Source organism: Oceanicola sp. 502str15 (assembly GCF_024105635.1).
Lineage (GTDB): Bacteria > Pseudomonadota > Alphaproteobacteria > Rhodobacterales > Rhodobacteraceae > Vannielia.
In genome coordinates, this window is record NZ_WYDQ01000001.1 from 95,833 (window position 1) to 114,697 (window position 18,865).

Below are 18,865 nucleotides of genomic sequence, written 5' to 3' on the forward strand. Positions count from 1 at the left end.
GGGCTCGACCCGAGGATCTCTTGGTGGGAGGTCCTCGGGTCGAGCCCGAGGATGACGAGGAGGAGTGGGGGAGGTCCTCGGGTCGAGCCCGAGGATGACGGAGCGCTTATCCGAAGACCGACCAGCCGGTTTCCTGCGCCAGCGCCTCGATGGCCTCGGTGCCGACCTTGGAGTTGCCCCAGGCGTTGAGGCCGGGCGACCAGACGGCGACGGAGGCGACGCCCGGCACCGCTACGAGGATGCCGCCGCCGACCCCGGATTTGCCGGGCAGGCCGGTGCGGAAGGCAAAGTCGCCCGAGCCGTCATAATGGCCGCAGGTCATCATCAGCGCGGCGATGCGGCGGCGTTTGACCGCGGAGAGCAGAAGCGGCGCGCCCGGCAGCCCGGCGATGCCGCGCCCGGCGCGGGCGAGTTGCTCGGTGGTCATCTCGATGGCGCATTGGTGGAAGTAGGTGCCGAGCACCATCTCGGGCATGTTCTTCAGGTTGTCGTAGCTTTTGAGGTAGTTGGCGAGCGCCACGTTACGAAAGCCGGTGGTGGCCTCAGAATGGGCGACCTCGGAATCGATGTGGATGTCATCATCGCCGGAGGCGGCGCGGATGAAGCCGAGGATCTCGGAGAGGGCATCGCGCGGGGCGCGGCCTGCGAGGAGCTCATCGGTTGTCACCAGCGCGCCGGCGTTGATGAAGGGATTGCGCGGGCGGCCCTGCTCCTGCTCGAGCAGCAGCATGGAATCGAACCGATCGCCCGAGGGCTCGCGGCCCACACGCGCCCAGAGCGACTCGCCGATGCGCGAGAGCACGCAGGCCAGCGTGAAGACCTTGGAGACGGACTGGATGGAAAAGCGGGTTTGCGACTGGCCCGCCGAATGCAGGGTGCCGTCGGCGAGCACGACCGAAATGGCAAACTGCGCCGGATCGACCTGCGCCAGTTCGGGGATATAGGTGGCGACCTGCCCCCAGTCGGCGGCGGCATGGGCGTGCGCGTCGAGGCGCGCGAGGAGATCGGGCAGGTTCATGGGCGCGAGGCTACTTCAAACTGGCGCAGGGCCGCCATAGGGTAGGGCCATGGCCACTCCCCGATTCATCCATCTGCGCGTTCATACCGAATACTCTCTGCTGGAGGGGGCGGTGCCGGTGAAAAAGCTCGCGGGGCTCTGCGAGAAGGCCGAGATGCCTGCGGTTGCGGTGACCGACACCAACAACATGTTCGCGGCGCTGGAGGCGAGCGTGACGCTTTCGGGCGCGGGGGTGCAGCCGATCATGGGCTGCCAGGTGGACCTGGAATATGAGCAGCCCGCGCCGGGCGGGAAGCCGATTGCCCCGGCGCCCGTGGTGCTGCTGGCCCAGAGCGAGCGCGGCTACGAGGCGTTGATGAAGATCAACTCGTGCCTCTATCTGCGCGGCGACGGGAGCCTGCCGCATGTGACGCTGGAAGATCTGGAGGCACATTCTGCGGATGTGATCTGTCTCAGCGGCGGGCCGGACGGGCCGGTGGGGCGGCTGCTGAGGGCCGGGCAGCGGGCGAAGGCGGATTTGCTGGTGGACGGGCTGGCGCGGATTTACGGCGACCGGCTCTACATCGAGTTGCAGCGGCATCCGGGCGAGGACGGGCTGCCCGAGGCCGAGCAGGCGAGCGAGCGGGGCCATGTGGAAATGGCCTATGCCAAGGGCATTCCGCTGGTGGCGACGAATGACGTGTATTTCCCCAAGCCCGAGATCTACGAGGCCCATGACGCGCTGATCTGCATCGCCGAGGGCGCCTATGTGGACCAGCAGGAAGACCGGCGGCGGCTGACGGCGCAGCACTATTTCAAGAGCGCCTCCGAGATGGCGACCCTCTTTGCCGACCTGCCGGAAGCGCTTGAGAATACGGTGGAAATTGCGAAGCGTTGCGCCTTCATGGCCTATCGGCGCGACCCTATCCTGCCCAAGTTCGCCGAGAACGAGGTGGCGGAGTTGCGGCGGCAGGCCAACGAGGGGTTGCAGGCAAGGCTGGCGGTGATCCCGCATGCGGCGAGCGTGGAGGAATATCAGGAGCGGCTCGACTTTGAGCTCGACATCATCGAGGGCATGGGCTTTCCCGGCTACTTCCTGATCGTGGCCGACTTCATCAAGTGGTCGAAGGACAACGGCATTCCGATTGGCCCCGGGCGGGGTTCGGGCGCGGGCAGCCTCGTGGCCTATGCGCTGACGATCACCGACCTCGATCCGCTGCGCTATGCGCTGCTGTTCGAGCGGTTCCTGAACCCCGAGCGGGTGAGCATGCCCGACTTCGATATCGACTTCTGCATGGACCGACGGGAAGAGACGATCCGCTATGTGCAGGAGAAATACGGGCGCGACCGGGTGGGGCAGATCATCACCTTCGGGGCGCTGCTCTCCAAGGCGGCGGTGCGCGACGTGGGCCGTGTGCTGCAAATGCCCTATGGGCAGGTGGACCGGCTGAGCAAGATGATCCCGGTGGAGGGCGTAAAGCCGGTTTCCATCGAGAAGGCTTTGGCGACCGAGGAACGGCTGCGCGAGGAGGCTCGGGCGGAGGAGGTTGTTGACCGGCTGCTGACCTATGGACAGCAAGTGGAGGGGCTGCTGCGCAACGCCTCGACCCACGCGGCGGGTGTGGTGATTGGCGACCGCCCGCTTGATGAGCTGGTGCCGCTCTATCAGGACCCGCGCTCCGACATGCCGGCGACCCAGTTCAACATGAAATGGGTCGAGCAGGCCGGGCTGGTGAAATTCGACTTTCTCGGCCTTAAGACGCTGACGGTGATCCAGAACGCGGTTGATCTGATCAACGGCGGGGGGCGCGACATTCATATCGCGCCGGATGGCACCGAGCTTTACGAGCCGCCCGAGGGGGCGGTGAACGAGATCAACGCGATCCCGCTGGATGATGAACGCAGCTACAAGCTCTACGCCTCCGCCAAGACGGTTGCTGTGTTTCAGGTGGAAAGCTCGGGGATGATGGATGCGCTGCGGCGCATGAAGCCCGACTGCATCGAAGATATCGTGGCGCTGGTGGCGCTCTACCGGCCCGGCCCGATGGAGAATATTCCGACCTATTGCGAGGTGAAGAACGGGCAGCGCGAGATCGAGTCGGTCCATCCGCTGATCGACCATATCCTCGAAGAGACCCAGGGCATCATCGTTTACCAGGAACAGGTGATGCAGATTGCCCAGGTGATGGCGGGCTACTCCCTTGGCGGCGCCGACCTGCTGCGCCGGGCCATGGGCAAGAAGATCAAGGAGGCAATGGACGCCGAGCGGCCCAAGTTCGAAAAGGGCGCGGCGGAGAACGGGGTGGAGAAGAAGAAGGCCAGCGAGGTCTTCGACCTCCTGGAGAAGTTCGCCAACTACGGGTTCAACAAGTCGCACGCTGCGGCCTATGCGGTGGTGAGCTACCAGACCGCATGGCTGAAGGCGAACCATCCGGTGGAGTTCATGGCCGCGGTGATGAACTGCGATATCCACCTGACCGACAAGCTCGCCGTCTATGCCGAGGAGGTGCGGCGGGGGCTGGATATCGAGATCGTGCCGCCCTGCGTGAACCGCTCGCTGGAAACCTTCTCTGTGGTGGAGGGCAAGGTCGTTTACGCGCTGGGCGCGCTGAAGAACGTGGGCGCGGATGCGATGCGGCTGATCGTGGAGGCGCGGGACGGGCGCGAGTTTGTTTCGCTCTTCGATTTTGCCCGCCGCGTGGACCTGAAGAAGATCGGCAAGCGCCCGCTCGAAATGCTGGCACGCGCCGGGGCGTTCGACCTGCTCGACCCGAATCGGCACAGGGTCTTTGCCGCCCTCGATCCGCTGGTGAACTACTCTGCCGCGATCCACGATCAGCGGGCATCCGCTCAGGTTTCGCTGTTCGGCGAGGCCGGTGACGACCTGCCCGAGCCGCGCCTGCCGAGCGTCGATGACTGGATGGTGGGCGAGCGGCTGGGGGAGGAACACCGGGCGATCGGTTTCTACCTATCCGGGCATCCGCTGGACGATTATATGGGCCCGCTGAAGAAGCAGGGTGTGAAGACGCTGGAGCAGGTTTCGCTCGACGTGCAGCGCTCGCCGGCGCTGGTGAAGCTGGCCGGCTCGGTGGCCGGGCGGCAGGAGCGGAAATCGGCACGGGGCAACCGCTTTGCCTTTGTGCAACTCTCTGATCCGACTGGCCTTTACGAGGTGACCCTGTTCTCGGAAGCGCTGGAGAAATCACGCGACTTTCTGGAGACCGGCGCCAATGTGGTGGTGACCTGCGAGGCCACCATGGAGGCCGACCAGCTCAAGCTGCTTGGCCGCTCGGTGGCCCCCATCGACGCGGTGGCGGCGCAGGCCGGGCGCAGCGACATCATGCTCTACCTTGACGATATCGCCGCCGCCCCCGCTGTGAAGTCCCTGCTCGACCGGGCCGAGGCCGATGGCGCCTCGAAAAGCCGGGGCGCGGTGAGCCTTTGCCTGATGGCGGCCGATCTGCCGGGGGAGGTCCACCTTGAGCTGCAAGGGGATTTTCCGGTAAATCCGCAGATCAAAAGCGCCCTGAAGTCTCTGGGCGGCGTTGTGACTGTCGAAGATATCTAAGCTGCCATGAAGAACATTCTAATCCTGACCGCGCTTGCTGCGCTGCTTTCTGCCTGTGCCTCCGTTCAGGGGCCGACCGGGCATGCCTCTTCCAAATCGCCGCAAGCGACGCTGCCTTTTGGCGAGGTGGAAGAGAGCTGTGCGGCAAAGGGCAAGGCGCTGGGCCAGCTGATCGAGAAGAACGGCAAGTGGAAGCTCTACGACACCCGCCCCGGCGCGGTCGGCCCGCGCAACTTTTTCGTCACCGGCTTCAAGGATGGCTGCGCGCGCAAGGTGACGGGGGCGGTGGCGCTGTTCGGCGACCTTGGGCTTTACGAGCTGATGCACTACGGCGGCGGTGGCGGCGAGCTGCGCGGCACGACCGATGCGGCCTATGCCAGCCTGCGGGGCTGCGGCAAGGGCCCGTGCAGCGAGAGCAAGCTGAAGCGGCTTTCGCGCTCGACGGCCTTTGTGAGCGTTTATCCGACGCCGGGGTCGCGCCAGAGCCTCGAGATGCTGATGCACAATCGCAAGCTGGTGGCTGCGGCGATCAAGTAGCCGCGAAGGCGGTGCTCAGTAGTGGGGCGGGCGCTCGTCGCCCATGACCACGCCACCTGCATTGTCGGCCTCGCTCTCGGCGGCGCGTTTCATCAACAGCCCCACCCGGCGCTCCATGGTATCGAGACGCTTGCCCTGGGTGAGCACCATTTCGTGCAGGTCTTCGACGGCACGGGTGATATGGGCGAGTTCTTCTTCGAGGCGATCGGTCATGCGACTGCATATCCCGGCGGGGCCTCCGGGGCCAGCCCTTGCTTGCCGATCCGGCCCCTCTGCGCTATGCCCCGCGCGACTGGTGAGCGAGGCCTCCGAGACATGGCAAAGGTAAAGAAGCAGCCCCGGCCCAAGGCCGAGACGCCCAAGGGCTTCCGCGACTATTTTGGCGCGGAGGTGGACGAGCGCAACGCCATGCTGGCCGAGATTGCCCGCGTCTACGCGCTTTACGGCTTCGATCCGCTGGAGACGAGCGGGGTGGAGACGGTGGAGGCGCTGGGCAAGTTCCTGCCCGATGTCGACCGGCCCAACGAGGGGGTGTTTGCCTGGCAGGAAGAGGATTCTGGCTGGGTGGCGCTGCGCTATGACCTGACGGCGCCGCTGGCGCGGGTGGCGGCGCAGTATCGCAATGACCTGCCTTCGCCTTATCGCCGCTATGCGATGGGGCCGGTCTGGCGCAACGAGAAGCCGGGGCCGGGGCGGTTTCGGCAGTTCTATCAGTGCGATGCGGATACGGTTGGCTCGGCCTCGCCTGCGGCGGATGCCGAGATTTGCGCGATGCTGGCCGACACGCTGGAGGCGGTGGGGATCGAGCGCGGGGATTACCTCGTGCGGGTCAATAACCGGAAGGTTCTGAACGGCGTGCTGGAGTGCATGGGCCTTGAGGAAGAGGGCCAGCGCGCGGCGGTTTTGCGCACCATCGACAAGTTCGACAAGGTGGGCGAAGCGGGCGTGCGCGAGCTTCTGGGCAAGGGCCGGAAGGATGACAGCGGGGCCTTCATCGACGGGGTCGGGCTGGAGCCGGCCCAGGCCGATCCGGTGGTGGCGTTTCTGACCTCGAAGGCAGAGGCCGCGGAAGAGACATTCGCGAATTTGCGCGCCGCCGTGGGGGAGTGCGCCATCGGGGCCGAGGGCATTGCGGAGCTGGAGCAGATCGCGGCGCTGCTCGCGGCGCAGGGCTACGGGCCGGACCGGATCGAGGTTGATCCTTCGGTGGTGCGCGGCCTTGGCTATTACACCGGTGCGGTGTTCGAGGCGGAGCTTACCTTTGAAATCACCGACGAGAAGGGCCGTCCGCGCCAGTTTGGCTCGGTGGCGGGCGGCGGGCGCTATGATGACCTGGTGAAGCGGTTCACCGGGCAGGCGGTTCCGGCGACCGGCGTTTCGATCGGGGTCGACCGGCTGCTGGCAGCGCTGCGGGCGAAGGGGCGGACCTCTGGCGCCGCGGCCGGGCCCGTGGTGGTGACGGTGATGGACCGGGACCGGATGGGCGACTATCAGGCGATGGTGGGCGAGCTTCGCGGCGCGGGCATTCGCGCCGAGGTTTACCTTGGCAACCCGAAGAACTTTGGCAACCAGTTGAAATACGCCGACAAACGCGCCTCCCCCGTGGCGGTGATCCAGGGCGGCGACGAGGCCGAGCGGGGCGTGGTGCAGCTGAAGGATCTGGTGCTGGGCGCCAAGCTGGCCGAGGGGCTGACCCGCGAGGAATGGGCCGAGCAACCGGCGCAGGTGGAGGTGGCCCGCGACAGCCTCGTGGCCGAAGTCCGCAAGATGCTGGATCGTAGCTGATGCTCAAGGACGTGCCGCGCGAGGAGGTTGCGCGCCTCATCGGCCTCTTCGAGGCGGCGGGCGCGCTGCGCGTGGGGGCCGATGTGCTGCAACCCGCAGACACGCTGCTGGACCTCTATGGCGAAGAAATCCGGGCCCGCGCCTATGTGACCCACGACCCGCTGCGCGGCGAGCTGATGCTGCGGCCCGACTTCACGGTGCCGGTGGTGCAGGCGCATATGGCGCAGGGGCAGGAGCCGGCGCGCTATTGCTACGCGGGCACCGTGTTTCGGATGCAGGAGCACGACAGCGGGCGGCCCTCGGAGTTTGAGCAGGTGGGCTTTGAGCTGTTCGACAGGGGCGACCGCGCCCGCGCCGATGCGGAGATTTTTGCGCTTATGTCCCAATGCCTTGCCGGGCGCGGCCTGCGGGCGGCGATTGGCGATATCGGGGTGTTGAGCGCGGCGGTGGCGGGCCTTTCGACCAGCGAAAAGCGCCGCGCCGCGCTGATGCGGCACCTCTGGCGGCCGCGCCGGTTTCGGGCGCTGCTCGACCGCTACGGCGGGCGGGCGGAGGTTCCGCCGAGCCGGGCCGCGCTGCTGGCGCGTCTGGCGGGCGAGCCTGCTGAAAAGGTGCTGGCGGGGGCCGGCCCCGACATCGGGCTGCGGCGGGCGGAGGAGGTTCTGGCGCGGGTTGCGGCGCTGCAGGCCGATGCACAGGAGCCGCCGATTCCGGAGGCCGAGCTGGGCCTGCTCGACGACCTGCTGGGCGTGCGCGCCGCGCCGGTGGATGCGCTGGAGCACCTGCGCGACCTGGCGGTGGACATGCCCGCGCTGACCCCGGCGCTCGACACCTTTGCCGCCCGGCTCGACGCGCTGGCCGATGCCGGGGTGGACCTGTCGGCGCTCGAGTTCGAAGGCTCCTTCGGGCGGACGCTGCTGGAATATTACGATGGCTTCGTCTTCGGCTTCTTCGCCCCGCAACGCCCCGACCTGCCCGCGGTTGCCAGCGGCGGGCGCTACGATGCGCTGTGCCGCGTGTTGGGGCAGGGCCGCGAAATTCCGGCCGTGGGCGCGGTGATCCGCCCGGCGCTGCTGAGCGAGATCGGGGAGGCGGGGTGATGCTGAAACTCGGTGTGCCCTCCAAGGGCCGGTTGATGGAAAAGACGTTCGACTGGTTCGGCGCGCGGGGCGTGGGCCTCAAACGCACCGGCAGCGAGCGCGAATATGCGGGCGCCGTGGAGGGCGTGGAGGGGTGCGAGCTGCATCTGCTGAGCGCGGGCGAAATTCCGGCGGCGCTGGCGGAGGGACGGATTCATCTGGGGGTTACCGGCACTGATCTTGTCCGCGAAAAGGTGGCGAGCTGGGAGCAGCGGATCGAAGAGTTGGAGCCGCTGGGCTTTGGCCATGCCAACCTTGTCATCGCGGTGCCGGCCTTCTGGGTAGATGTCGATACGCTGGATGACCTCGACGCCGCCGCCGCCGCCTTTCGGGCCGTCCATGGCCACCGGCTGCGGATCGCCACCAAGTACCACCGGCTGGTGCGCGAGTTTTTGCGGCAGGAAGGCGTGGCCGACTACGCGCTGATCGACAGCCAGGGCGCCACCGAGGGCACAGTGAAGAACGAAACGGCGGAAGCGATTGCCGACATCACCTCTTCGGGCGAGACGATGCGGGCCAACCATCTGAAAGTGCTGACGGATGGGACGGTTCATCGCAGCCAGGCAACGCTGTTTCGGGCGCGGGGCGCGGATTGGTCGGAGGAAGACCGGACGCGGCTGAATGCGCTGAAGGACCGGCTTGGGCTCTGATCCGGCGTTTGCGCTCGGGGGCTGCGGGGCATAGCATTGCCCCGGCGGAAACAGGGCGGCGGCAGATGATAGACCTCAAAGGCATGTTCGAGGAAGAGATTGGCCTGCTGCTGGAGTGGCTGGCGCGGCGCAATGTCTATGTGGCCTTCGAGGGGGCGCAGGTTGTGAGCGAAGGGGGCATTGGCCATATCGCGGTGCCGCTGCACTTTGGCCCAAGCTACCAAGGCCGCCGGATTGCCACGGTGGGCGCACCCTATCGCATCCCGAAGGTCGATCTGGGCAACGCCTGCTGTCCGCATTTCGTGACCGGCGAGATCGAGGTGGGCGATGGCGATATCGTCTATGACGGGGTGCCGGTGGTGATGGTGGGCCATACCGGCAAGCATTGGCCGGGGTGCGGCACGGCGCAGGTCTTTGTCACCGAGGGGTGGCGCAAGATCCCCTCGCCCCATGAAACCTTGGACTTCGGCGCGCTGCGTGCGGGCGGTGGCGGCGGTTTCACGATCCGGGCGGGGGACGACCCCGACTCGCTGGACCTTCCGGGCGCCCCGAAAGCGCCCGCGCCGCCGGCGGGGATTTTTGGCGTGGCGGCGGGCGCCGACCCGGAAGAGGCCATGCGCTCCTTCGCGGCGCTGGCGGCCATGGCCAAGGGCGACGACGAGGGTTAACCCGCGCGGCGCAGCGGGCTCTCGCGCAGCCAGGCCCTGGCCTCCTTCATCGAGAGGAACGGTGCGGCGGGCTGCGGGTTGGAGCCCATCATGGCGCGGATGCGCAAGCGCCTCGCGGGGCTGAGGCCGGCGAGCGACATGGCCCCGGGCCAGAAGCTCTCGGCCGGGCACCCTTCGGCCAGCAGGATGGCATGGCGGCGCAGGACGAGGTGCACGTAGTCGATGCTACTGAGGGTGTGGACCAGCCCAATGCGGGGCAGTTCGGTGAGCGCGCGTGCGGGCACCAGCGCCCCGAGGGCGGGCAGAAACACCCGGTGCTGGGGCGACAGGGTGAGATCCTGCGCGGGGCAGTTCGGCCCGAGCGACCCGGCCCGCAGGCGCACCGGCTTGCGCCGCCGTTTGCCGCCGATTTTCTCACGACTTTTCAGGACCATGGCCAGCGCTTCGGTGCCGCCGTAGGCGAGGCTGACCCTGTCGCCGGCCCGCAGGTGCCGCACCTCGCGCCAGCCGTCCGGCGTGGCGATGCGGGTGGCGGCCGCGAAGCAGGAGGGCAGGGCGGAGGCGTAGGTGAGGGCATCGTTGATCGCATCGCCACGGGCCACGATGGTGAGCGCCTCGCCCGCGGGCGGCAGGGCGCCGTGCACGGTGAAACCCTCGATGTTCCAAGCGTCATTGTTCATGGAGACGAACTGGAGCGTGTATTGGGTGCCGACACTGTCCTGAACGATCAGCAGGTATTCGGCCTCGATATTGGTGCCCGCGCCGTAGGGGGTGCCGTTGATCGTGGTGGGCGTGGTGAGCACCTGCGCGCCGCCGGCGTCATCATCGAAGAAGTTCTCTTCCCAGTCGGTGATGGTCACGTCCTGGCTGGTGGCGCTGGGCGAGATGGTGACGGTGTCGGTGCCGATGGCGAACTGGTAGCCGCCATTGTCGGAAAAGCCGTCGGGGTCGCTGGTGGAGATATCGGAGAGTGAGAAGACGGGGAGGGTATACTCTGCCATGAGCGGGCCTTGTGCTGCGCAGGCAGGGGTTTAGCGCAACGAGGTTAACGGGCCGTGAGCGGGGGCAGGGCGGTGAGCGCCCGCTCGGCGGGGCGCATGGCGAGCATCGGGGCGCAGGGGCAGGGTGCGGGGCCCATGATGGCGCGGATGCGGCCACGGGTGCGTGGGGGGAGGCCGGCGAGCGCAACGGGACCGGGCCAGAAACTCTCGGCCGGGCACCCCTCTGCCAGCAGCAGGGCGTGCTGGGGCAGGACGATGTGCACGTAGTCGATGAGGCGCCGCCCCTGCAGGAGGCCGATGCGGGGCAGGCGGATGAGGGCGCGGGCGGGCACGAGCGCCCCCAGCGCCTCGACCCAGACCCGGTGCTGGGGCGAGAGCGTGAGGTCGCGCTCGGGCTGGCCGCGCCCCAGCGCATCGGCCCGAAGCCGCACCGGGCGCGCCTCCCGCTCCGGCCCGGCGCGGGCTTGCTGGTGCAGCACGAGGGCCACCTCGGCGCTGCTGCCCCTGGCGAGCGAAACGCGATCCCCGGGCCGCAGTGCGCGCGCCTCGCGCCATCCGCCGGGAACGGCGATGCGGGTGCGCGCCTCGAAGCAGGAGGGGGTCGAACTGGTGTAGGGCACCGCGTTCAGATAGCCCTCCCACCCGGCAACGACGGTCAGCGGCTCGCCCATCGGTGGCAGCGGCCCGTGCACCGTGAAGCCCTGAATGTTGTAGGGATCGCCGGTGAGCGAGACGGCGGCGATGTAGTAGCTGGTGCCGAGGCTGTCCTGCACCTGGAGCAGATACTCGGCCTCGATTACCGTGCCGGGCCCATAGGAGGTGCCGTTGATGGTATAGGGCCCGCCGCCCAGGGTTTGCGGCTCCGGGTCGTCATCATCGAAGGAGGTATCATTCGGGTCGTCCACCGTGACCGGCTGGCTGGTGGCGCCGGGCTGGATGGTAATGGTGCTGGTGCCATAGCTGTACTGCCCCGCGTCGGGCCACGAAAAGTCGGGCTCGTCGGTGGAGATATAGCTCTTGTCGTAGACGTGGACTGTGTGAAGCGCCATGCCCGGGCCCGCGTTGTTGCTGGCGCCGGGTATAGGAGCGAATGGTTAATGCCCGGTGAGCATCAACCGCATTTGGAATGGCCGCAGGAGGCGCAGGTCATGCAGCCTTCGACCATCTGCATGGTGAACTGGCCGCAGGAGGGGCAGGACTTGCCGCGGGGCGCGCCGATGGAGACCACTTCGGCCTGGGGGTCGGACTTGAGGCCCATGCCCTCGCCCGCGATGAAGCCGATGGCGATAAGGTGGCGCTCGATCACCCCGCCGATGGCGGCAAGGATCGAGGGCACGTATTTGCCCTGCATCCAGGCACCGCCGCGCGGGTCGAACACGGCCTTCAGCTCCTCGACCACGAAAGAGACATCTCCGCCGCGCCGGAACACGGCGGAGATCATCCGGGTGAGGGCGACCGTCCAGGCGAAGTGCTCCATGTTCTTGGAATTGATGAAGACCTCGAAGGGGCGGCGCTGGGAGCCGACCACCACGTCGTTGATGGTGATGTAGATGGCGTGCTCGCTGTCGGGCCACTTGAGCTTGTAGGTGTTGCCTTCAAGCGCCTGGGGCCGGTCTAGCGGCTCGGAGATGTAGATCACCTCGCCATCCTGATCGGGTTTGGCTTCCTCCTCGGTCTTTTCGGAGACGGAAAGCACCGAGCCTGTCACGTCGTTCGGGCGATAGGTGGTGCAGCCCTTGCAGCCGGTTTCATAGGCTTGCAGGTAGATGTCCTTGAAGGACTCGAAGTCGATGTCTTCGGGGCAGTTGATGGTTTTGGAGATCGAGCTGTCGATCCATTTCTGCGCCGCCGCCTGCATCTTGACGTGCTCGGAGGGCGGCAGGGTCTGGGCGTTGGTGAAGTGGTCGGGGAGGGGGGCGTCTCCCTTCAGGTCGCGCCACATTTGCACTGCGTAATCAACCACTTCCTCTTCAATGCGGGAGCCGTCGGGCTGGAGCACCTTGCGGGTGTAGGCATAGGCGAAGACGGGCTCGATGCCGCTGGAGACGTTGCCGGCGTAGAGCGAGATGGTGCCGGTGGGGGCGATGGAGGTGACCAGCGCATTGCGGATGCCGTGGGCGCGGATCGCCTCGCGCACGTCCTCGTCCATCGCCTGCATGGTGCCGGAGGCGAGGTAGGGCTCGGCGTCAAACAGGGGGAAGGGGCCTTTCTCCTTGGCCAGTTCGACGGAGGCGAGGTAGCTGGCGCGGGCGATGGCCTTGAGCCAGGCCTCGGTTTGCGCGGCGGCCTCGTCGGAGCCGTAGCGCAGGCCTGTCATCAGCAGCGCGTCGGCCAGCCCGGTGACGCCGAGGCCGATGCGGCGCTTGGCCTGGGCCTCGGCCTGCTGTGCCGGAAGGGGAAAGCGGGAGGCGTCGACCACGTTGTCCATCATCCGGATGGCGGTGGTGGTGAGCTTGGTGAGCGCGTCGATGTCGATTTTCGCGCCCGCCTCGAAAGGATCGGTGACCAGCTTGGCGAGGTTGATCGAGCCGAGCAGGCAGGCGCCATAGGGCGGCAGGGGCTGCTCGCCGCAGGGGTTGGTGGCGGCGATCTGCTCGACGTAATTGAGGTTGTTCATCGCGTTGATGCGGTCGATGAAGATCACGCCCGGCTCGGCGTAATCGTAGGTGGAGCGCATGATGCGGTTCCAGAGGTCGCGGGCCTGAAGGGTGTGGAAGACCTTGCCGCCGAAGGTCAGCTCCCAGGGGCCATCGGCCTTGACGGCTTCCATGAAGGCATCGCTCACCAGCACCGAGAGGTTGAACATGCGCAGGCGCGCCGGGTCGGACTTGGCGGCGATGAAGGCCTCGATATCGGGGTGGTCGCAGCGCATGGTGGCCATCATCGCGCCGCGCCGGGAGCCGGCGGACATGATGGTGCGGCACATCGCGTCCCAGACATCCATGAAGGAGAGAGGCCCGGAGGCATCGGCGGCCACGCCCGAGACGGCGGCGCCCTTGGGGCGGATGGTGGAGAAATCATAGCCGATGCCGCCGCCCTGCTGCATGGTCAGCGCGGCCTCCTTCAGCATGTCGAAGATGCCGCCCATCGAGTCGGGAACCGTGCCCATGACGAAGCAGTTGAACAGGGTAACGGCGCGGGCGGTGCCTGCGCCTGCGAGGATGCGGCCAGCGGGGAGGTATTTGAAATCGGAGAGGGCTTCGTAGAATTCCTGCTCGCGTGCCGGGGCATCGGATTCGCCCTCGGCCAGCGCGCGGGCGACGCGGCGCCAGCTGTCCTCCACCGACTCGTCGATGGGCGTGCCATCTGCCTGTTTGAAACGGTATTTCATGTCCCAGATGGCTTCGGCGATCGGGGCGGTGAAGGCAGTCATGGCGGTGTCCTTGGCGCTGTGCGAGACCGGAGTGTAGCCCGCCACACCGGCAGGGCAAAGGCAGGGCGCGGGGAATCTGGCAGAATCGGTGCAGGGAAATTACACTACCACATATGGGCGAACAGAAAAAGAACACCATACATCTTGTGAAGCTCTGCGTCGGCGTGGACTCGTTGGAGCAGCTTGAGGCATGGCGCGCGCAGCGGCGGCGCGAGAGTGGCGAGGCGACGTCGCGGCATGTGACGCGTATGTGGCCGAAGCAGGAGGAGGCGCTGCTGAACGGCGGCTCGCTCTATTGGGTGATCAAGGGGGTGATTCAGGCGCGTCAGCGGGTGGTGCGGCTTGATGAAGTGATCGGCGGCGACGGGATTCGGCGCTGCGGGATCATTCTGGCGCCGGAGTTGATCCGCGTGGCCCCGGCGGTGCGCCGCCCGTTTCAGGGCTGGCGTTACCTCAAGCCCGAAGACGCGCCGCCCGATCTGGCCGAACGGCGCGAAGGCGACACCGACCTGCCGCCCGAGCTGCGGGCGAAACTGGCGGATATCGGCATCCTGTAACTCAGGCGCCTTGGCGCGGGCCGGGCAGGGCCTAGGCGCTTTGTTCCAGCGCGGGCAGCGGAGAGAGGGCAGGCGCGGCGCGGGGCGCGGACAGGGTGAAATGCCATGCGGCGGGGGGCGCCATCCGGGCCCGCAGCCGCTGCAGGTGCCAGCGGGTGAGGCCGGGGCCATGGGCGGGGGCGGCATGCCAGCGGCTTTCCACCCCCGGTGCCCCGCCTTCGCCGGGAGTGAGGATCAGCCCCAGCGGCGCGGTGCCCTCCGGCACCCCTGCGGCCAGATGCAGCCGCCGCACCGGCACCATGCCAGGGGGCGCGCCCAGCTCGGCCACCACCAGCGGGGATGCCCCCGACCGCAGCGCCTCCTCCATGCACCAGAGCACTTCGTCGGTCCGGCCCGCCTGCACCAGCAGCATCCGCCCCGGATCCACCCACTGGCTTATCCCCGCTCCGCAGAGGGCCGCCTGCTCGCTGGTGCGCGTGATCCAGATCAGGGAAGCCCCCGCCGCGCCGGAAAGCCGCCCGGCCACCGCGAGCGCCAGCCCCTGCCGTGACGGGCCGCAAAGCTCGTGCACCCGCCCTGTGGCCAGCGCAAACTCTCCCGCCACCACGCAGGTACGGCGCGGGCGGTGGGGCATGTGGGAGAGCGGGTCACGGGGCATGGCGCAAGCATATTGTTCATGCTTTGTTCTGTAAACCTGCGCCGGGCCCTGTTCATTTTCTTGCTGCAAATATCTCCGGGAGCCTTCACACCCCGCGCACCGGCACGAGGTGATTGTCCCAGCTCGCCTCATGCCGGGCCAGCGGCACAGCCTCGCCGCCGCGAGACACCGAGAACAGACCGCCCATGCCGTCCGACGCCAAGAACCCATCGCCCAGCGGCGCAAGGCCGCAGATGTCGGGGCGTTGCCAATGGGCCTCGAGCCGGGCGCTTTCGCTGCCGAACACCTGCACCTCGCCGCCGCGCGGAGAGGTGATTGCCACGCCGGCACCATCCCCCGAGAAGGCGACCGAGCCGGCATAGCCCTGCATCGCCATGGCCCGTGCCGGCGGTGCCTCGCAGAGCCGGAGCCCCGCGCTGGCCTTCCAGAGACCCAGCAGCGGCACCGGCTCCAACAGGTCGCCCTGCCATTGCATCGCGAAACCGGCCAGCCCGTCGGGGCGCAGGGCGAGGTGGCGGATGGAGTTGGACCGGAGTTCGGGCGGCAGTTCGGACACATCCAGCGGGCCGCTGTCGGGCGAGACGACGGCGAGGTTGGGTCGCATGGTGGCGAGGTTCAGCACCTCGCGCGCCCGGTCGGGGTGGGTTTGCAGCCCGCCGTTGGCGACCAGCAGGGAGGCGTCATCGGGCAGGGTCAGGATCTCATGCGGGCCGATGCCGCCGGAAGGCACCTCGCCGATGCGTTCGTAGCCCTCGTCGGGAGCCCAGAGGCCGATCACCCCGCGCCCGGCCTCATAGTCGTTTTCCGAGGTGGCCAGCACCTTGCCGCCGTGCAGGAAGGCGCCGTGGCCATAGAAGTGCCGCCCTTCGGGGGCGTCGAGCCGCGCGGTCTGGCGGCCAGAGGCGCAGTCGATCACCAGCGCGAAGCGGCCCGGGCGGCGGGCGAAGGCGACGGCTTCGGGGCGCGAGGGATGGGCCGCGGCGGCGTGGCCGCGATCAGGCAGCGGGAGGCGAAAGCGCTCGGCCCCGGCGGGGGAGAGGCCGCAGAGTGCATAGCTGCCATCGGGGGTGCGCGCGGCGGCGAGATAGGCGGGCGCACCGGCATCGGCCCATGAGGCGGAGGGCAGGGAGGCGGCGGCGGCGAGGCCGGCGAGGAAGTGGCGGCGGGGGAGCATGGGGGTGTCTCCTGTGGTGTCGGATCAGTCGCCGTCGAGCGCGTTGAAGCCCTGACCGACGTTCAGGTGATCGCCCACTTCGGCGGCGGCGGTTTCTTTCAGCAGGCCGAGGTAGGAGGTGAGGCTTTCGATCCCCATCCGGGCGGTTGGCTCGGCCACGCCTTCGAAGCGGGGTTCGTCGAGATCGGCAAGCCAGGCTTCGGCGTCATCGAAGAGGGCCTGGGACTCCGAGGCATGACCGTCTGCCAGCAGACGGGCGAATTCTTCGAGCGCCGCCAGTGACAGCGCGAGGTTGCGCTGGCTTCGATCAGAACGCCAGGCCTCGGCGCGGGTGGGGCGGGGGCGCTCGAAGGAGCCCAGCGGGCGGGCGAGGCGGGCGTCGTCGTTGTATTCGATACCGGCGATGAGCGCGGTGAAGAGCGCCTGCGCGGCTTCGGAGGGGGCAAGGTAGGTGGCATTGCCGGCCTCGCCTGCAGTGCGCAGGGCTTGGGCGGCGGCGGGCCAGCCCTCGTTCAGCGCACCGGCCTTGCTGGCGATGTCGTGGGCGATGGCCTGCACCAGCGCGCAGGAGTAGCTGCCGGCGGCGTAATCGGAGAAGGCCTCGTCATAGAGCATCCGCTCCAGCGCCATGAAGCCCTGCACCGCCACGGATTGCGCGGCAAAGCCGTCCGGCGTGGTGGTGGACGGGTCGGCGGCCCCGGTCAGCATGGAGAGCTGGCGGGCGGTGAAGCCCTTGGCGTCGGGCCAGAATTGCAGCGCCAGCGGGCCGCCGATCTCCTGCAGGGGGCCGAGGGCGAGGTGCTGAATGCCGATCCAGCCGTCGAAGGCCCCGTTATAGGCCGGTTTCAACGCCTCGGCGGTGCAATCGGCCTGCGCTGAGGTGTCGAGCGCGGTGGCGGCTTCGGCGAAGGCGGCGTGGCGGGGGAGGATGTGGCCCTCGATGGCCTCCGGCACGCCGGCGTGGAGCGGGGCGGCGAGGAGGAATGTGAGGGCGAAGAGGCTGCGCATGGCGAGTCCTTTCGAGGTCGGCGGGACAAGTCCCGCCCTACGCCTGACGGGGCCGGGGGGCAAGGGATCAGAGGCTTTCGAGGTAGCGGAGCAGGGCGGCGCGGTCGGGCGGGGGCATGTCGACAACGGCGTCGCGCTGGGATTGCGCCTCGCCGCCGTGCCAGAGGATGGCTTCGAGGAGGTTTCTTGCGCGGCCATCGTGCAGAAGCTGCGTGTGGCCGGAGACCTGGCTTGTGAGGCCGATGCCCCAGAGCGGGGCGGTGCGCCATTCGCGCCCCGTGGCGCGGGCCTCGGGGCGGTGGTCGGCCAGGCCCTCGCCCATGTCGTGTAGCAGGAAGTCGGAATAGGGCCAGATCAGCTGGAAGCTCTGTTCGGGCTGCTCGGGCAGGCGGTGGGTGACGAACTTGGGGGTGTGGCAGGCGATGCAGCCGGTTTCGTAGAACAGTTGCTTGCCGCGCAGCACCTGCGGATCCTCCGCCGCAACGCGGGCCGGGACGGCGAGGTTGCGGGAGTAGAATGTGACCAGGTCGAGCCCGTCATCGGCGATTTCGAAGCCGCGCGCATCCTGATCGCCGTGGGGGGCTTGCTGGCAGGCGGCCTGAGCGAGGGCGCAATCGCCAAAGCCGTCGGGGTGGAGGGGTGAGGAGATGCCGATGTCACCGGCGAAGGCGGCTGCCGATTGTTCGCGGATGGTGGGCATTCCGGCCTTGAGGCCGAAGCGGCCCAGCATGGGTTTGTCGTATTCCAGCGACCAGACGATGTTGGCGCGGCCCGAGATGCCGTCGCCGTTGGTGTCGTCGGGGTCAGCATTTGCGAGGATGTCCGCCGCCGGGATCGCCTCGATCAGCCCGAGGCCGATCATTTGCGGCGCGACGCGGGGGGAGAGCATGGCGTCCGGCGCGAGCGGGCCCCAGCCGAGGTTTTCAGCCGTGTAGGTGGGGGCGCGGAGCGAGGCGGTTTCGCCGCCCGAGAGCGGCACCGGGATTTCCTCATAGGTGATGCCGAGGCGGTATTCGGCCGGGATGCCGGGCAGGGAGTGGTCCTGCATCTGGCCGCCGTAGGTGGGTTCGGGGAGGGTGGCGATGTAATCGGCGATCTCGTCGATCCCGTCCTTGGGGCCTCCGGGGACGGAGACGCGCAGGAACATGGTGGTGCCATCGTTCTCGCCCGACTCGGGCGGGTGACCGCGCCCGTCTTTGAGGTGGCAGCGCTGGCAGGAACGGGCGTTGTAGAGCGGGCCGAGACCGTCAGACGCGAGGGTAGAGGAGGGGGCGGAGACCCAGAGCTTTCGGAACAGGCCGTTGCCCAGCTTGAAATCGAGTTCGCGGGCGAAGTCGATGTTGCCGGAGGGCTGGGAGAAGGCATCGGCATTGTCGCGACGGCGCACGGTGGCCGCGCCACCAGGGTTTTGCTCGAAGGCCTCGGGCGCGGTGAAGGCTGTGGCGGGGGCGGTGACAGCCGCGATGCGGGCGGCTTCGGCCTTGGTGCGCGGCGTCACGGCGAGATGGTCGTCGGTCAGGTTCTGCGCAGCGAGGGGGGCGGCCAGCAGCGTGAGGAGGAGGGAGAGGCGGAGGGGCATGGGCGGGCGCAGTCGGTTTGTGGGCGCACCCCCTTGGGGATGCGGGAAGGTGCTTCACGGGGGATACGCGCGAGGCCCCCGGATTATTCGGCTAGCGCCGTTTGCGGGTGTCATCCTCGGGCTCGACCCGAGGATCTCCGGTGGCGCGAGATCCCCGGGTCAGTCCCGGGG

General features: G+C 68.0%; 16 protein-coding genes. 7 read left to right on the top strand and 9 right to left on the bottom strand.

Going from position 1 to position 18,865, the window contains the following annotated elements:
• Positions 1-106: 106 nt before the first annotated feature.
• The gene (locus GTH22_RS00440; RefSeq protein WP_252942578.1) at positions 107-1,018 is read right to left on the bottom strand and encodes a glutaminase; all 912 of its coding nucleotides are present in this window, start codon (positions 1,016-1,018) and stop codon (positions 107-109) included.
• Positions 1,019-1,067: 49 nt separating this feature from the next.
• Here GTH22_RS00440 and dnaE point away from each other — a divergent pair, with 49 nt between their 5' ends.
• Positions 1,068-4,565 carry a DNA polymerase III subunit alpha gene (gene dnaE / locus GTH22_RS00445; protein ID WP_252942579.1) on the top strand — a complete coding sequence of 1,166 codons (3,498 nt, stop codon included), beginning with the start codon at positions 1,068-1,070 and terminating at the stop codon, positions 4,563-4,565.
• Between the two features lie 6 nt (positions 4,566-4,571).
• Entirely contained in the window at positions 4,572-5,102 is a 531-nt protein-coding gene (locus tag GTH22_RS00450) for a hypothetical protein (protein WP_252942580.1), read from the top strand.
• A gap of 15 nt (positions 5,103-5,117) precedes the next feature.
• Here the strand turns inward: GTH22_RS00450 and GTH22_RS00455 are convergent, their stop codons facing one another.
• Positions 5,118-5,315 (bottom strand): SlyX family protein, encoded by a 198-nt coding sequence (locus GTH22_RS00455; protein WP_252942581.1) that lies wholly within the window; start codon positions 5,313-5,315, stop codon positions 5,118-5,120.
• Between the two features lie 102 nt (positions 5,316-5,417).
• Between GTH22_RS00455 and hisS the strand changes: the two genes are divergently transcribed.
• The 4 genes from hisS to GTH22_RS00475 all read left to right on the top strand — a co-directional run bounded on the left by hisS (position 5,418) and on the right by GTH22_RS00475 (position 9,344).
• Complete coding sequence (hisS, locus tag GTH22_RS00460; protein ID WP_252942582.1) at positions 5,418-6,887, top strand: histidine--tRNA ligase; 1,470 nt, start codon at positions 5,418-5,420, stop codon at positions 6,885-6,887.
• A complete protein-coding gene (locus GTH22_RS00465; RefSeq protein ID WP_252942583.1) occupies positions 6,887-7,987 on the top strand; it encodes an ATP phosphoribosyltransferase regulatory subunit in 1,101 nt (366 codons plus the stop codon). The genes hisS and GTH22_RS00465 overlap by 1 nt, the downstream gene beginning before the upstream one ends.
• Complete coding sequence (gene hisG, locus GTH22_RS00470) at positions 7,984-8,676, top strand: ATP phosphoribosyltransferase (protein WP_252942584.1); 693 nt, start codon at positions 7,984-7,986, stop codon at positions 8,674-8,676. The genes GTH22_RS00465 and hisG overlap by 4 nt, the downstream gene beginning before the upstream one ends.
• A 65-nt stretch (positions 8,677-8,741) precedes the next feature.
• On the top strand, positions 8,742-9,344 hold the full coding sequence (locus GTH22_RS00475) for a hypothetical protein (protein ID WP_252942585.1): 603 nt from the start codon (positions 8,742-8,744) through the stop codon (positions 9,342-9,344).
• Here GTH22_RS00475 and GTH22_RS00480 read toward each other — a convergent pair.
• The 3 genes from GTH22_RS00480 to GTH22_RS00490 form a co-directional block, all read right to left on the bottom strand.
• Entirely contained in the window at positions 9,341-10,345 is a 1,005-nt protein-coding gene (locus GTH22_RS00480; protein WP_252942586.1) for a Hint domain-containing protein, read from the bottom strand. The genes GTH22_RS00475 and GTH22_RS00480 overlap by 4 nt on opposite strands.
• A gap of 44 nt (positions 10,346-10,389) precedes the next feature.
• A complete protein-coding gene (locus tag GTH22_RS00485; protein ID WP_252942587.1) occupies positions 10,390-11,394 on the bottom strand; it encodes a Hint domain-containing protein in 1,005 nt (334 codons plus the stop codon).
• Between the two features lie 62 nt (positions 11,395-11,456).
• The gene (locus GTH22_RS00490) at positions 11,457-13,718 is read right to left on the bottom strand and encodes an adenosylcobalamin-dependent ribonucleoside-diphosphate reductase (RefSeq protein ID WP_252942588.1); all 2,262 of its coding nucleotides are present in this window, start codon (positions 13,716-13,718) and stop codon (positions 11,457-11,459) included.
• Positions 13,719-13,831: 113 nt separating this feature from the next.
• On the opposite strand from GTH22_RS00490, the gene GTH22_RS00495 reads away from it, so the two are divergent.
• Positions 13,832-14,275, top strand: a complete 444-nt coding sequence (locus GTH22_RS00495) for a DUF1489 family protein (protein WP_252942589.1) — start codon at positions 13,832-13,834, stop codon at positions 14,273-14,275.
• 31 nt (positions 14,276-14,306) lie between these two features.
• Here the strand turns inward: GTH22_RS00495 and GTH22_RS00500 are convergent, their stop codons facing one another.
• The 4 genes from GTH22_RS00500 to GTH22_RS00515 all read right to left on the bottom strand — a co-directional run bounded on the left by GTH22_RS00500 (position 14,307) and on the right by GTH22_RS00515 (position 18,694).
• On the bottom strand, positions 14,307-14,933 hold the full coding sequence (locus GTH22_RS00500; RefSeq protein ID WP_252942590.1) for an ImuA family protein: 627 nt from the start codon (positions 14,931-14,933) through the stop codon (positions 14,307-14,309).
• Positions 14,934-15,018: 85 nt separating this feature from the next.
• A complete protein-coding gene (locus GTH22_RS00505) occupies positions 15,019-16,107 on the bottom strand; it encodes a DUF1513 domain-containing protein (RefSeq protein ID WP_252942591.1) in 1,089 nt (362 codons plus the stop codon).
• A gap of 24 nt (positions 16,108-16,131) precedes the next feature.
• Entirely contained in the window at positions 16,132-17,115 is a 984-nt protein-coding gene (locus tag GTH22_RS00510) for an imelysin family protein (protein ID WP_252942592.1), read from the bottom strand.
• 67 nt (positions 17,116-17,182) lie between these two features.
• Positions 17,183-18,694, bottom strand: a complete 1,512-nt coding sequence (locus GTH22_RS00515; RefSeq protein ID WP_252942593.1) for a di-heme oxidoredictase family protein — start codon at positions 18,692-18,694, stop codon at positions 17,183-17,185.
• Between the last annotated feature and the right edge of the window lie 171 nt (positions 18,695-18,865).